Source organism: Agreia sp. Leaf210, assembly GCF_001421485.1.
In the GTDB taxonomy this organism is placed as follows: domain Bacteria; phylum Actinomycetota; class Actinomycetes; order Actinomycetales; family Microbacteriaceae; genus Agreia.
Map to the genome: position 1 here is coordinate 67,174 of NZ_LMKK01000004.1, position 13,309 is coordinate 80,482.

General features: G+C 67.1%; 15 protein-coding genes. 6 read left to right on the forward strand and 9 right to left on the reverse strand.

Translation table 11 applies throughout. The features are described 5' to 3' along the window. Positions 1–95: 95 nt before the first annotated feature. The gene (locus ASE64_RS14845; RefSeq protein WP_055783110.1) at positions 96–1,367 is read right to left on the reverse strand and encodes an ATP-dependent DNA helicase; all 1,272 of its coding nucleotides are present in this window, start codon (positions 1,365–1,367) and stop codon (positions 96–98) included. Between the two features lie 103 nt (positions 1,368–1,470). Here ASE64_RS14845 and ASE64_RS14850 point away from each other — a divergent pair, with 103 nt between their 5' ends. Continuing rightward, positions 1,471–2,535, forward strand: coding sequence for a hypothetical protein (locus tag ASE64_RS14850; protein WP_055782306.1), 1,065 nt, complete (start codon positions 1,471–1,473; stop codon positions 2,533–2,535). Between the two features lie 27 nt (positions 2,536–2,562). Here ASE64_RS14850 and ASE64_RS14855 read toward each other — a convergent pair whose 3' ends face one another. After that, positions 2,563–4,521, reverse strand: coding sequence for a cytochrome c oxidase assembly protein (locus ASE64_RS14855; RefSeq protein ID WP_442853843.1), 1,959 nt, complete (start codon positions 4,519–4,521; stop codon positions 2,563–2,565). A 199-nt stretch (positions 4,522–4,720) separates the two neighbouring features. On the opposite strand from ASE64_RS14855, the gene ASE64_RS14860 reads away from it, so the two are divergent. The 5 genes from ASE64_RS14860 (at position 4,721) to ASE64_RS14880 (ending at position 9,413) form a co-directional block, all read left to right on the forward strand. Then, the gene (locus ASE64_RS14860; protein ID WP_055783116.1) at positions 4,721–5,665 is read left to right on the forward strand and encodes an ABC transporter ATP-binding protein; all 945 of its coding nucleotides are present in this window, start codon (positions 4,721–4,723) and stop codon (positions 5,663–5,665) included. After that, positions 5,662–6,504: an ABC transporter permease subunit gene (locus tag ASE64_RS14865; protein ID WP_200920256.1), complete on the forward strand. Its 843-nt coding sequence runs from the start codon at positions 5,662–5,664 to the stop codon at positions 6,502–6,504. The genes ASE64_RS14860 and ASE64_RS14865 overlap by 4 nt, the downstream gene beginning before the upstream one ends. Before the next feature lie 38 nt (positions 6,505–6,542). Then, positions 6,543–7,853 (forward strand): sensor histidine kinase, encoded by a 1,311-nt coding sequence (locus ASE64_RS14870; protein ID WP_055782309.1) that lies wholly within the window; start codon positions 6,543–6,545, stop codon positions 7,851–7,853. Next, entirely contained in the window at positions 7,850–8,551 is a 702-nt protein-coding gene (locus tag ASE64_RS14875; RefSeq protein ID WP_055782312.1) for a response regulator transcription factor, read from the forward strand. Before ASE64_RS14870 ends, ASE64_RS14875 begins: the two co-directional genes overlap by 4 nt. Before the next feature lie 94 nt (positions 8,552–8,645). Next, a complete protein-coding gene (locus ASE64_RS14880; RefSeq protein WP_082466395.1) occupies positions 8,646–9,413 on the forward strand; it encodes a TetR/AcrR family transcriptional regulator in 768 nt (255 codons plus the stop codon). Positions 9,414–9,679: 266 nt separating this feature from the next. Here the strand turns inward: ASE64_RS14880 and ASE64_RS14885 are convergent, their stop codons facing one another. The 7 genes from ASE64_RS14885 to ASE64_RS17515 all read right to left on the reverse strand — a co-directional run bounded on the left by ASE64_RS14885 (position 9,680) and on the right by ASE64_RS17515 (position 13,299). Further along, positions 9,680–9,967: an HU family DNA-binding protein gene (locus ASE64_RS14885; RefSeq protein WP_044443721.1), complete on the reverse strand. Its 288-nt coding sequence runs from the start codon at positions 9,965–9,967 to the stop codon at positions 9,680–9,682. Between the two features lie 234 nt (positions 9,968–10,201). Next, positions 10,202–10,507 (reverse strand): 30S ribosomal protein S14, encoded by a 306-nt coding sequence (rpsN, locus tag ASE64_RS14890; protein ID WP_044443722.1) that lies wholly within the window; start codon positions 10,505–10,507, stop codon positions 10,202–10,204. Between the two features lie 3 nt (positions 10,508–10,510). Beyond that, on the reverse strand, positions 10,511–10,678 hold the full coding sequence (gene rpmG, locus ASE64_RS14895) for a 50S ribosomal protein L33 (RefSeq protein ID WP_055782315.1): 168 nt from the start codon (positions 10,676–10,678) through the stop codon (positions 10,511–10,513). Further along, complete coding sequence (rpmB, locus tag ASE64_RS14900; RefSeq protein ID WP_055782318.1) at positions 10,678–10,914, reverse strand: 50S ribosomal protein L28; 237 nt, start codon at positions 10,912–10,914, stop codon at positions 10,678–10,680. Before rpmB ends, rpmG begins: the two co-directional genes overlap by 1 nt. A gap of 186 nt (positions 10,915–11,100) precedes the next feature. Further along, positions 11,101–11,499: a Fur family transcriptional regulator gene (locus ASE64_RS14905; RefSeq protein ID WP_055783122.1), complete on the reverse strand. Its 399-nt coding sequence runs from the start codon at positions 11,497–11,499 to the stop codon at positions 11,101–11,103. Positions 11,500–11,575: 76 nt separating this feature from the next. After that, on the reverse strand, positions 11,576–12,448 hold the full coding sequence (locus ASE64_RS17510; RefSeq protein ID WP_156352031.1) for a metal ABC transporter permease: 873 nt from the start codon (positions 12,446–12,448) through the stop codon (positions 11,576–11,578). A 5-nt stretch (positions 12,449–12,453) separates the two neighbouring features. After that, a complete protein-coding gene (locus tag ASE64_RS17515) occupies positions 12,454–13,299 on the reverse strand; it encodes a metal ABC transporter ATP-binding protein (protein WP_156352036.1) in 846 nt (281 codons plus the stop codon). Positions 13,300–13,309: the final 10 nt, after the last annotated feature.

Here is a 13,309-nt window from a genome sequence, read left to right on the forward strand (position 1 = left end):
TCGCCGCATGCATCCGCGCCGGTTGGGCGCATCCGCGCCCGGTCGAACAGGGGCGGATGCGCCGAACCGGCGCGGATACCGCAGTAGGGGCCGCGCTATTGCCCGCGGGACATGAACCGCCGCACCGCGGGGTCGACCGAGATGTCGGCGGGGCGCAGCGGCCTCGTGAGGTACAGGCCATCGAGGCTCGTGAGTCGCGACAGGGCGACGTAGGTCTGGCCCGCGCTGAACACCCGCTGCCCCAGATCGACGATGGCCTGGTCGTAGGTCTTGCCCTGGCTCTTGTGAATGGTGACGGCCCAGGCGAGGCGCAGCGGAAACTGCGTGAACTCCCCGATGACGTTCTTGGTGAGCTTCTTGTCGTCGGCCGAGTACGAGTAGCGATGCTTCTCCCAGCTCACCGGGTCGACCTCGTGCACCTCGCCATCGATCTCGACCCAGATGGAGCCCGCCTTGCTGATCTTCGAGACCACGCCGACCGACCCGTTGACCCAGCGCTGCTCGGAGTCGTTGCGCAGGAACATGACCTGAGCGCCGACCTTCAGCTCGAGAGCCTCCTCTGCCGGATAGTTGCGGCCTCCGAAGTCGCCCGAGACCTCGGCATTCGCCGTGCGGACTTTGCCGGGCAGTCGCTTGAGCGCCTCGGCGTTGATGCGGTTCACGGCGTCGTTGCGCGTGGCCAGGGTGATCGTGCCGTCGCTGGGAGGAGTTCGGGCGCCCGCACCGTTGAGCGCATCCGCTATCTCTTTCGTCACCTGCCCGTGCCGCACCGCGTTGAGCATGAACTTGAAGTCGTCGTCGTGCTGCCGGTGGATCTCGGTGAGCTCGACGACCGTGAGAGACACCTCGCTCCACACCTTCGCGTCGAAGAACCACATCGACCGGTAGTGGTCGGTGAAGTAGGCGCGCTCGTCGGAATCGCCCGGAACGGGGGCCAGCTGGTAGGGGTCTCCGAAGAGCACGACCTGCACACCGCCGAAGGGAACCGTGGGCTTGTGCCGGGCCTTGCGCAGGGAGCGGTCGATCGCGTCCATGAGATCGGCGTTCACCATCGAGACCTCGTCGATGACCAGCGTGTCGATGGTGTTGAGCATCTTGCGCACGTCGCCGTTCTGCTCGATGTCGGAGTCGGCGATGACCCCGATCGGCAGACGGAACAGCGAGTGGATGGTCTGCCCGCCCACGTTCAGCGCCGCGACACCCGTGGGCGCCGAGATCACGAGCTGCTTCTCGGTGTTCCAGCTGAGGTGGTTGAGAAGCGTGGACTTTCCGGTGCCCGCCCGGCCTGTGACGAAGACATGGCTCTTCGTCGACTCGATCAGATCGAAGACACGCTTCTGCTCGGCTGACAGATCGGGAAGGGACACGCTGAATGACTTTCTCTGCACGGCGACGAGGGGAGGACACCCAATCTACCGGGCGTGTCACCCGTCACGGCGGGCCCACGGCGGCATTGCCTAGACTGACCCCATGGATGTGCATGTGCAGAAGAGGCGCATCTCATCGACGCAGGTCACGTTGGCCTGGTGCGCTTCGTTGCTGCTGCTCGTCGGAGTCTTCGCGACCGGGGTGCTCGCCCTCAATCTCTCGGTCTTCAGCTCGAGCGGATTCGTCACGACGTACCTGCAGACGCTCGGTGCACGCGACGTCGACGGCGCTCTCTCGATGCCCGGGGTCGAGCTTCCCAGCGATCTCACTCCCGATTCCGCGGGCGCTGCGCTGCTGAAGCGAAACACGCTCGGCACCATCAGCAAGATCCGCGTCACCGACGACAGCGATCTCGGCTCGGGCATCCACCGCGTCACGGTGAGCTACACGCTGGATGGCGCTGGTCGGCAGTCCGCGCGGACGCAGAGCGAGTTCGTGGTCGAGCGCGACGGAACCAACTTCGGCATCTTCACCCAGTGGCGCTTCAAGGAGACCCCCGTGGCGACCCTCTCGCTCGCGGTGACCAATGCGACCAGCGTGAGCGTCGGATCCGGCGAGCTGAAGGCATCCGATCTCGGCGCCGGCGCGGGCGCATTCGGCGCGGGCGGGCGGTTCAGCGTTCTCGTTCCCTCGCTCGTGGTTCTCTCGCACGAGTCGCACTACCTCACGAGCGACACGGTCGCCGTGCCCGTCACCTCACCCGGCAACACGGAGAACGCCGTGGTCAAGGCCGTTCCCAACGAGCTGTTCACGAAGGCCGTCTCTGATCGGCTCACTTCTTTTCTCGACGACTGCGCCGCACAGAAGGTGCTGTATCCCGTCGGTTGCCCGTTCTCGAAGGGCATCACCGACCGCATCGAGGGTGAGCCGACCTGGTCGATCGTCACCTACCCGCAGGTCTCCGTGGTGGCCGGTCCGTCGTCGTGGCTCCTGGCCGACAACACCGGGACGGCCCACATCGATGTGCAGGTGAAGTCGCTGTTCGACGGCACCGTGTCGGCCCTGAGCGAGGACGTACCGTTCTCGCTGAACTACGCGATCTCGCTCGACGACGCGGGGCAGATCACCTTCGCGGCCCGGTCGGCGAACCTGGCACAGCTGAAGTAGCCGCCTGCGCGAGAGACGGACCCTGCCTCAGCGGCGGGTGTTGAGTCGCTCGAGCATGGCATTGTATTCGCCCAGCTCTGCCTCGTTCGTGCGGTCCGCCGTGCGGTCGCGCCGGGTCGTCTCTTTCTTGTCCTGCTTGCTCCACTGGATGGCGACGGCGATCGCGAGGATGACGGTCGGGATCTCGCCCACACTCCACGCGATTCCACCGCCGGCCTGCTGGTCTTCGATGGCGCTGACGCCCCACGGCCTGCCCATCGCGCCGTACCAGTCGGCGAGCAGCAGACCGTTGCCGGTCATCATGGCGAGCCCGAAGAAGGCGTGGAAGGCCATGACCGCTAGCAGCAGCAGCAGCCGGAACGGATACGGGAAGCGATAGGGCACCGGGTCGACGCCGATGAGAGCCTGCACGAGCAGGTACCCGGTGACGAGGAAGTGCGCGATCATCCACTCGTGCCCGATGTGATCGACCGTCGCCCATCGGAAGAGGGGTGAGTAGTAGAAGAGCCACAGGCTGCCGGCGAAGAGGAGGGCTGCGACGATCGGGTTGGCGAGGAACGAGCCGATCTTCGAGTGCACGGCCAGGAGCACCCACTCTCGCCCGCCGCGCGTTCCGTCTTGTCGCTTGGCGACGGCGCGCATGATGAGCGTGACGGGAGCAGCGGGAACCAGCAGCAGCGGCACCATCATGCTCAAGGTCATGTGACCGAGCATGTGCACGCTGAAGAGGTACTTCTCGTAGACGTTCACTCCACCGTTGGTCACGTAGAACAGCAGCAGCATGCCCGCCACCCACAGCACGCTGCGGTGGATAGGCCACTTGTCTCCGCGCTTGCGCAGGCGGCGCACACCGGCCAGGTAGAACACGATGCCGAAGCCGCAGAGCAGAATCCAGAGCAGGTCGAAGTTCCACTCGGTGAAGTACCGCGACAGTTCGAGCTCGGGAGGTAGCTGCTCGCCCGTGAGGATCTGCGCCGGTGTCTGCACGGCGGGGATCGTCTGGTCTACCGGAGGCGCCGACCGGCCGAGGGCCGCGGCAGCACCGGAGGCGATGCCCATGAACGCCAATTCGACGACGGCGATCTTCCAGAAGAAATAGCGTCGGCCCGACTCGGCGAGACGACCGATGAGCGAGCGTCGGTAGGCGGCACCGAAGATACCGAGCGCGATCAGCGCACCTACCTTGATGAGCACGAGCAGCCCGTACGGGGTGAGCAGACGATCCAGGCTGCCGATGCGCAGCTCGGCGCTCACATAACCGGATGCCGCGACCACGATGAACGAGACCAGCGCCACGGTCGAATAGCGCGAGATGACCGACAGCATCCGGTCGTTGTCGAGCTGAGGCGAGATGATCACCAGCACGAGGAGACCGCCGAGCCAGACGGCCGCGAAGACGAGGTGCAGCCCGAGGGCGGTGATCGCCGCGTCGTGGCCGGTCGTTCCGGCCGCGTGGCCCTGCTGCGCCATGGGCACGAGCATGACCACCGACAGTACGGCGACGAACACGAGGGCCGTGACGTTGCGCACGGCGAAACAGAGAACGGTGACGGTCGCCGCGATCAGCGTCGTGATGAGCCACGCCTGGCCGATCTCGACCTGCGTCAGGAACTGACCGAGCAGCTCGCCGTAGGAGTTGTCGAAGCGCACGGACTTGACCGTGAGCTGCAGAAAGGTGAGGAATCCCGTGGCCGCCGAGGCCACCGTGAGCACGGCCGCCGAGCCCGCGGCCACGTCGAGGGCGCGATTGAACTCGGGCTTGTCGGAGCGCAAGGCGAACACGGCGAGCACCAGGGCGCCCAACACTCCCGCAGCACCGAGGTTCACGATCATCTTGGTGACCGGGATGCCGTAGCGCACGACCGGGCCCGGGTCCTGCAGCAGCTGGGCATCCGCACCGCCGGCGATGCGCAGGCCGACGAGCAGCATCACGAAACCGACCGCGAGGAGCACGGCGGGACCTACGGTTCGAACTACTCTCGGCACCCGTCAACTTTACGGTGCATTCCTGTGCGCACGTCCCGGGTGGGCGGTGGCCGGCAGGGGCCCGCGCGGCGACATCCAGCACCCCAGTGCGTGCGCCGACCCGTACCGCGGTACGTGCCCGAACGAAGAGAGTAGACCGTCGTCCGATGTGCCGCGGCGAAGGCGAATCTAGCGTCGTCAGTATGAGAAAAGGATGTTCATGATTACGGCTGAAGCGCTGACGAAGCGCTATGGAAACAAACTCGCCGTCGATGGGATCGACTTCACGGTGAGGCCGGGGCAGGTGACGGGGTTCCTCGGGCCGAACGGCGCGGGCAAGTCGACCACGATGCGCATGATCGTCGGCCTCGACCGGCCGACGTCCGGGAGCGTGACCGTGAACGGGCGCCCGTATCGCGAGCACGGCGCCCCCCTTCGAGAGGTCGGGGTGCTTCTCGACGCCAAAGCGGCGCACGCGGGGCGTTCGGCCTACAAACACCTGCTCTCGCTAGCTGCGACACACGGAATCGACGCCTCCCGGGTGCGCGAGGTCATCGGCCTGGCCGGGCTCGATTCGGTGGCACACAAGCGTGTCGGAGGATTCTCGCTCGGCATGGGTCAGCGGCTGGGAATCGCCACGGCGCTGCTCGGCGACCCGGAGACCGTGATCCTCGACGAGCCGGTCAACGGACTCGACCCGGAGGGCATCCGGTGGGTGAGAACCCTGATGCGCCACCTCGCGGCAGAAGGGCGCACCGTGCTGCTCTCGTCGCACCTGATGAGCGAGATGGCGCAGACAGCAGACCGCCTCATCGTTATCGGTCGGGGCCGGATCCTGGCGGACGGCCCACTCGCCGACGTCATCTCCGGCGTGACGCGCTCCGTCATCCGGGTGCGATCACGGGAATCAGAGCGTCTGATGGCGACCCTCGACCAGCCAGGAGTCGACCTATCGCTGCTGGCCGACGGCGCCCTGGAGATCTCGGGCGTCACCGCAGAGCAGATCGCCGATCGAGCGGCTGCGGCTGGAATCGTTCTGCACGAGGTCACCTCGGTGTCCGGCTCGCTCGAAGAGGCCTACCTGGCCCTCACCGCCGGAGAGGTCGAGTACCGCTCCGCGTCGGCCTCGCCCGCCGCACCCACCGAGACTGGAGTACGAAAATGAGCACGCTGGAACGACGCAGGACCTTCGTCGAGAGCGAGGGTAGCCCCCGGGTGATGGGCGTGGTGCGCTCGGAGTTCATCAAGATCACGAGCCTGCGCTCGACCGTCGGGCTGCTGCTCTCGATCGTCGTGATCGGCATCGGCGTGAGCGTGTTGTTAGCCTTGACCATGTACGACGCCGGGTTGCCGGAGACTCCCACAGTGGGGTTCATGCTCGACCAGGTCACGATCGGAACGGTTTTGTTCGGACAGCTCATCGCCGGCGTGCTCGGCGCGCTCGTCATCAGCGGGGAGTACTCCAGCGGGTCGATCCAGACCACCTTGATCGCCGTGCCCTCGCGGCTGACGGTGCTCGGAGCCAAGGCCGCTGTCGTGTTCGGCACAGTGACCGGCGCCGGTCTCGTCGCGGCTTTCGGCTCATGGGCCGTGACCTATCCGATGTTCGCCGGCTACGGGCTCGACATAGGCCTGCGTGAGCCCGGAGTGCTGCTCGCCCTCGTGGGAACCGCCGTCTACATCGGCCTCACGGCTGTTCTGGGACTCGGCGTCGGCACGCTGCTACGCTCAGTCGCCGCCAGCGTGGCGACGGTGATCTCGATCATCCTCCTGCTGCCGCTCGTCCTCTCCGTGCTGCCAGCCTCACAGGTCGTGCGCAACATCCACCTCCTGACGATGTCGAAGGCGGGAGACGCCATGAGCAGTTCCGCAGCCGACGGCACCGGCTTCGTCGATCTCGTCGACGGCTTCGTCAGCCCCGGCGCCGGTTGGATCGTGGCCGCCGTCTGGGCCGCCGTGCTGCTGGTGCTGGGCGGCATCCGGTTCACGCGGAGAGACACCTGATCCCCGCGGATGGCGAGTCGCGCGGCACCTCCCCCGAGGTGCCGCGCGATCGCGGCGCGCGCGGCATCGGACACGCATCCGCCGTCAGCGCGCTGGCGATCGCCGTGTACACGACCTTTGCCGTCGGCGCGGCGGCCCTGTCGCGGGAGCCCGGCTACGCGACTCCCCTGTGGTCGATGGTCAGCCTCTTCGCGGGCGGGATCGCGGTTCTGGCCGCGCACCGCCGTCTGCCGAAGCTGGCCTTCGCCGGGGCCCTTGTGCTACCGGTGCTCTCCCTCGCGGTCGGCTCCGGCGCGGAATGCCTGCTCGCCGTGCTCGCGGTCTACACAGTGGGAGTGCGGCGTAGCGGGCCTATAGCCTGGCTGTGTTTCGTGGCGGCGCTGGCCAGCGGCGCACTCGGAGCCTTCGCGCTCATCCTGCGCGGGCAGTGGCGCGTTCCGCTGCTCGGCCTCGGGCAGCCGACAGTACCCCGGGACACCGTGGTCGACTGGACGAACTATGTGCTGGTCATTACCGTCGTGCTGGTGATCGCCGCCCTGCTGGGAACCACGGTCGGACACAGGCGTCGGCACATCGCCGAGCTGGTCGACCGCGCCGAGAGGCTCGCCCGGGAGCGCGACCAGCAGGCAGAGACAGCCCGGGCCCTGGAACGCGAGCGTATCGCCCGCGAGATGCACGACGTGATCGCGCATAGTCTCTCTGTGATCATCGCGATCTCCGACGGCGCGTACGCGGCAGCCGACGAGCGCCCGCAGGAGGCGAAGGAGGCGATCGGCCGCGTTGCGGAGACGGGCCGCAAGACGCTCGCCGAGGTCAGGCGTCTGCTCGGCTCGGTTCGCGAGGAGCGGGGCGGTGCCGCGATGGAACACGCGCCGCAGCCCGACGCCTCCCATCTGCCGGCGCTCGTGACGGAGTTCGTGGCGGCGGGCCTCGCGGCGCGCCTCGACGTATCGGGAACGGCCACGACGGATCCTGCCCTCGGCCTCACCGTGTACCGAATCGTGCAGGAATCCCTGACGAATGTGCTGCGGCACGCGGGGCCGGGCCGAGAGGTCGTCGTGTCGGTCAGCTGGCATCCGGATGCGGTGGGTGTCGTCGTTCTGGACACGCCGGTCGGCGGCGGCTCGGTCGGCGGCGGCTCGGATGGCGGCGCTGTATCCGGCGGCGGGTTGCCGCGCGCCGCGCGCGTGCCGTCCGCGATCGCGGGCGGTGCGGCATCCGGTGCTGGCCGGGGCATTCTCGGAATGCACGAGCGGGTCGCGCTGTACGACGGAACGCTCGAGGCGGGGCCGCACGGAGACGGCGGCTGGCGGGTTCTCGCGCGGCTGCGCTGGGAGGAGGAGCGATGACAGACGAGATCCGCGTGCTGCTGGTCGACGATCAGGAGCTGGTGCGATACGGGTTCCGGCTGATGCTGAACGCGATGCCCGGCATGCTCGTGGTCGGCGAGGCCGGAGACGGGGCGGAGGCCATCGAGGCTGCGCGGCGGCTCGAGCCGGATGTCGTGCTCATGGACGTGCGCATGCCCGGCATCGGCGGCATCGAAGCGACGGAGAGCATCACGAGGCTGCGTCCCGAGACGCGGGTGCTCGTTCTAACGACGTACGACCTCGACGAGTACGCGTTCGGGGCGTTAGGGGCGGGGGCATCCGGTTTTCTCCTAAAAGACACCCGGCCCGAAAACCTCGTCGCAGCTATCCGGGCGGTGCACTCCGGCGATGCGGTGGTCTCGCCGAGGATTACGGCGAAGCTCATCGAGGTTGCCGCTCCGCACCTCGCGACGCGTGCTGCGGGTGGACGCGATTCGGGCGGCGGGAGTGCCGGCGACGCTGCTGTCGACGATGCTCTCGACGACCTCACCGCCCGGGAACGCGAGATCTTCGTACTCATCGGGCAGGGCGCGACCAACGCCGAGATCGTCGAGGCGTTGCACTTGAGCGAATCGACGGTGAAGGCGCACATCGGCCGGGTGCTAGCGAAGTTGCAGTTGCGCAACCGGGTCGAGGTCGTCATCCGGGCGTACGAGCTGGGCGTCGTCGGGGCGTAGCGGGCGGCCGCGGGGCTGTTGCGTAGCGGCCGGGCCACCGCGGCGCGCGGCGCGGGAAGTGGATGACCTATTCCACTCGACCTAGACTCGCCCCATGAGCACCGCGACGTTGCCTACCCCCCGCCCGGCCCTCACCGCAAAGGGCGCCGCGACCCGACTCCGCATCGTCGAGGCCGCAGCGCAACTCGTGCGGCAGCACGGTGCTGCACGCACCAGCATCGACGAGGTCAGGGCACAAGCCCAGGTCAGCGCCTCGCAGCTCTACCACTACTTCTCTGACAAAAAGGATCTCGTGCGCGCGGTCGTCGCCTACGAGGCCGAGGCCGCCGTCGGTGAACAGCAGCCACAGCTGGAGCGTATAGACAGCATCGAGTCGCTCCGCGCGTGGCGCGATGCCGTCGTCACTCAGGCTCGCGGTCGCGCGGGGCACGGCTGGTCGCCGCTCGGCTCGCTCGCCAGCGAGCTGATCGACACCGATCCGGATGCCCGTACCGGGCTCCTCGAGGGCTTCGACCTCTGGCTCGCCCCGGTCGAGAACGGCATCGCGGCCATGCGTGCCTCGGGAGAGCTGCAGAGCGACGCCGACGCTCGAGGGCTCGCGGTCGGTCTTCTCGCTGCCCTGCAGGGTGGACTACTCATCGCTCGCGTCTACGAGCAGACCGCGCCTCTCGAAGCGGCACTCGATGCCGCGATCGCTCGCATCGAGAGCTTCGCGCCGCAGCGGCAGGCCGCCGAATCCTCCCGACAGCCGCTGGCACCCGCGGTCAGGCGCACGCCCGCGTCGCCGGCCCGCGCATCCGGTGCGGTGCCCGCCGACGCACCCCGCACGCCGATGCGACCCCGCCGACCGCTCGCCCGCTGACCAGGGCTCCCCCACCCGTCGCAGGTTCGTCGGCCCTGCCACTCGGCGCACATGCACCTTCCGCGTGAAGTATGGGTGTTTTCTCGCCGAATGGATGTCTGGGGCCTTTTCGAGTCGGCGCAACTGCACCTTCCCGCGTGATCAACGGTGCTTCTGCGCCGAATCGAAGTGCGCGCTTGTGACAGGGACAGGGAGCGGGCGCCCCTTAAACACCTCAGGGGCGTCCGCGTGAAGCGGACACCCCTGAGGATGAAGAATCGAAAAGACTACTTGGCGGCAGCCTTGAGCTTCGAGCCAGCGGAGATCTTGACCGAGTGACCGGCGGCGATCTGGATGGCCTCACCCGTCTGCGGGTTGCGGCCGGCGCGGGCTGCGCGCGAGGTGCGCTCGACAGCGAGCCATCCCGGGATGGTGACCTTGACGTCGTTGCCGACCGACTCCGCGAGCGTCGCGAAGAGGGCGTCGAGAACCTCGTTGACGGCGGACTGCGTCTGGCCGGATGCAGCGGCGACCTGGGCGACGAGCTCGGTCTTGTTGAGTGACTTATCAGCCATGGGGTGTCCTCCTCGGACCTTGTGCTGCGAAAAGCAGCTCTAGAAACGAAACGGTGGAAACCTTGGGTAGGCCACACGTCTGGTCTGTTGACCGTGACGAATGTATCAGAGATCGCCGGGATTTCGCGGATTACCGCGCCTCGGAGGCCTCACAACAGCTGTGAAACGTGAAAAAGGATGCCGACCCGATGGGCCGACATCCTTTTTCAGATGTTCAGTGCGAGAAGCCCTGGACTACCAGGAGCTCTTCGTGATGCCGGGCAGCTCGCCACGGTGAGCCATGTCACGGAAGCGAACACGGCTGATGCCGAACTTCGTGAGCACACCACGGGGACGGCCGTCGACCGCGTCGCGGCTGCGCACGCGCACCGGCGAAGCGTTCTTGGGCAGCTTCTGCAGGCCGAGGCGGGCGGCCTCGCGCTCGGCGTCGGTCGACGTCGGGCTGACGAGGGCCTTCTTAAGCTCAAGGCGCTTGGTGTTGTAACGAGCGACGATGACTTTACGCTGCTCGTTCTTTGCAATCATGCTTTTCTTGGCCATGTGTTACCTCTCCTCCCGGAAGTCGACGTGCTGGCGGATGACCGGGTCGTACTTCTTCAGCACGAGGCGGTCGGGGTTGTTGCGGCGGTTCTTCTTGGTGACATAGGTGTAACCCGTGCCAGCCGTCGAACGCAGCTTGATGATCGGACGAACGTCCTGTGACTTAGCCATTAGATTTTCTCCCCACGGGCGAGAAGATCTTTGACAACGCTCTCGATGCCGCGTGCGTCGATGACCTTGATGCCCTTGGTGCTGAGCTGCAGGGTCACGTTACGACGAAGCGACGGAACGTAGTACGTCTTCTTCTGGATGTTCGGGTCGAACCGGCGCTTCGTGCGACGGTGCGAGTGCGAGATGTTGTGTCCGAAGCCGGGAATGGCGCCGGTCACCTGGCAGGTTGCTGCCATGATTTCCTCCATAGTTACCGTAGAAAAACGCAGGTTAACGCGCGTTCTACCCAAGATTGCTTGTCGGCACACGTCGCCCCCGAATGAAACAGGTGGGGGGTGGTGTACATGCGAGTGGAGATGCCACTCGACCAGCTACCGAGTTTAGGCGACCGGCCGGATGCGCGCAAGTACGCGCGTGCCCTGTCAGCCGGCGGGCGTCGGCACGCAGGAGCTGCAGAAGCCGAAGATGTCGACCACGTGTTCGGGTCGGGAGAATCCGTGCAGCGCGGCCGTCTTGCGCGCCCACGACTCCACCTCGTCGGCCTCGATCTCGACCGTGAGACCACAGCCGCGGCAGATGAGGTGGTGGTGATGCCCGGTGCTGCACGCGCGGTAGAGGCTCTCGCCGTCGGGCGACTGCAGCGAGTCGGCCTCGCCCTCGCTGGCCAGGTCGGCCAGGGCGCGATAGACCGTGGCCAGGCCGATGTGCGAGCCGGTGGAGTGCAGGTTCGAGTGGAGACCCTGAGCGCTCACGAAGCCGATCTGGGTGCCGAGTGCGGCGCGCACAGCCTCGCGCTGCCAGGTATTGCGCTTCACGACCATCATCTACCTCCGAGGCCACGTAGGGCCGACATCACCTCAATCTTAACCCGCGTCGCCGAGGTTCGGCCCGGCAGCCTCAGACCAACGCCTGTCGACCCGAGATGCCCCGTCTCGCCCGTGACGCCGCGATGATGCGGCAGACCACGTAGATGGCGAACGAGATCGTGGTGACGTAGGGGCTGATCGGCACCGACCCTCCGAGCGCCAGCATGATTCCGCCCACGAGCGAGAGCACCGCGAAGAGCATGCTGAGAAGAGGAACGACGATGGGCGACGACGACACCCGCAGTGCAGCTGCCGCCGGAGTGACGAGAATCGACAGCACCAGCAGCGATCCCACGACCTGCACCGAGACGGCGACGGCCAGGCCGAGCAGCAGCATGAACACGATCGAGAGCGTCTGAACCGACACGCCCCGCGCGGCGGCAACATCGGCGTCGACGCTCGCGAACGTGAGCGGGCGCCAGATCACGAGCAGGCCGACCACGACCACGATCGAGATGGCGATCAGCGAGTTGAGCCTCGGGTCGTCGACGGCGACGATCTGGCCCGTGAGCAGCCCGAACTTGTTGGCGCTGCGGCCCGGGTAGAGGGCCAGGCAGAGGATGCCGAGACCGAGCCCGAAAGGCATCAGCACGGCGATGATCGAATTGCGATCTCGAGACTTCGCGCCGAGGAAGCCGATGATGAGAGCCGCCACGATCGAACCGATGAGCGATCCCTCGACCACGCCGACGCCGAAGAGCAGCCCGGCGGAGGCCCCCGCGAACGAGAGCTCACTGATGCCGTGCACCGCGAACGCCATGTCGCGTGACATCACGAACACGCCGATGAGGCCGCCCACGATGCCGAGCACGGCGCCCGCGATGATCGAGTTCTGCAGGAGCACGATCAGATCGCCGTAGTCGGAGAAGTTGAAGACCTGCGACCAGAGGTCGGCCCAGTCGATGCCGTTCACGATCGCGGCCCGCCGCTCGGTGCCGCCGAACCGGGGTCGCTCACGACGGGGTCGTCGTCGTGGTGATGATGCCCGTCGTGCCCGTGGCTCGCATCCGGAACGCCCACCACGATCACGCGTCCGCGCGTGCGGATCACATCGACGGGCGAGCCGTAGAGCTCGGAGAGGACCTCGCTGCGCAGCACCTCGTCTGGCGTGCCGATACGAAAGGAGCCGCCGGCGAGGTACAGAACCCGGTCGACCATGTCGAGCACGGGATTGATGTCGTGAGTCACGAAGAGCACGCCGAGGTCGCGCTGCCTGCGATGCGTGTCGATGAGTTCGGAGACCGCGCGCTGATGGGCGAGGTCGAGAGAGAGCAGCGGCTCGTCGCACAGCAGCAGGGTCGGATCGCCCGCGAGCGACTGCCCGACGCGCAGGCGCTGCTGCTCGCCGCCCGACAGAGTCGAGACGGCCACATTCGCGTATTCGGATGCGCCGACGGATGCGAGCAGCTCGTCGACCTCGCGGCGTCGCGCCGCCCGGGGCAACGGCAGACCGAAGCGGTGGCCGTCGACGCCGAGCGCGACGAGGTCGCGGCCGCGCAGCGGAGCTCCCTCGTCGGCGAGCTTCTGCTGCGGAATGTAGCCGATGCGACGGTTCCCCCGGGTCACGGGTGAACCTTCGAAGGTCATCGTTCCAGCGCTCAGTTGCTGCTGGCCGAGGATGACCTTGAGCAGACTCGACTTGCCCGAGCCGTTGGCCCCGAGCACGGCGACGAACTCGCCCGCACGCACATCGAAGTCGAGGTCGTGCCATAGCCGACGCTCACCGAATTGAAGCGCCCCGCCCCGCACGCGCAGCACCACGTGC

Excerpts from the sequence above, each read along its gene's own strand:
- ASE64_RS14885 (WP_044443721.1), bottom strand. The coding sequence starts at position 9,967 with ATGGCTGATAAGTCACTCAACAAGACCGAGCTCGTCGCCCAGGTCGCC.
- rpsN (WP_044443722.1), bottom strand. The coding sequence starts at position 10,507 with ATGGCCAAGAAAAGCATGATTGCAAAGAACGAGCAGCGTAAAGTCATC.
- ASE64_RS14850 (WP_055782306.1), top strand. The coding sequence starts at position 1,471 with ATGGATGTGCATGTGCAGAAGAGGCGCATCTCATCGACGCAGGTCACG.
- ASE64_RS14860 (WP_055783116.1), top strand. The coding sequence starts at position 4,721 with ATGATTACGGCTGAAGCGCTGACGAAGCGCTATGGAAACAAACTCGCC.
- ASE64_RS14905 (WP_055783122.1), bottom strand. The coding sequence starts at position 11,499 with ATGGTCGTGAAGCGCAATACCTGGCAGCGCGAGGCTGTGCGCGCCGCA.
- rpmG (WP_055782315.1), bottom strand. The coding sequence starts at position 10,678 with ATGGCTAAGTCACAGGACGTTCGTCCGATCATCAAGCTGCGTTCGACG.
- rpmB (WP_055782318.1), bottom strand. The coding sequence starts at position 10,914 with ATGGCAGCAACCTGCCAGGTGACCGGCGCCATTCCCGGCTTCGGACAC.
- ASE64_RS14875 (WP_055782312.1), top strand. The coding sequence starts at position 7,850 with ATGACAGACGAGATCCGCGTGCTGCTGGTCGACGATCAGGAGCTGGTG.
- ASE64_RS14865 (WP_200920256.1), top strand. The coding sequence starts at position 5,662 with ATGAGCACGCTGGAACGACGCAGGACCTTCGTCGAGAGCGAGGGTAGC.
- ASE64_RS14880 (WP_082466395.1), top strand. The coding sequence starts at position 8,646 with ATGAGCACCGCGACGTTGCCTACCCCCCGCCCGGCCCTCACCGCAAAG.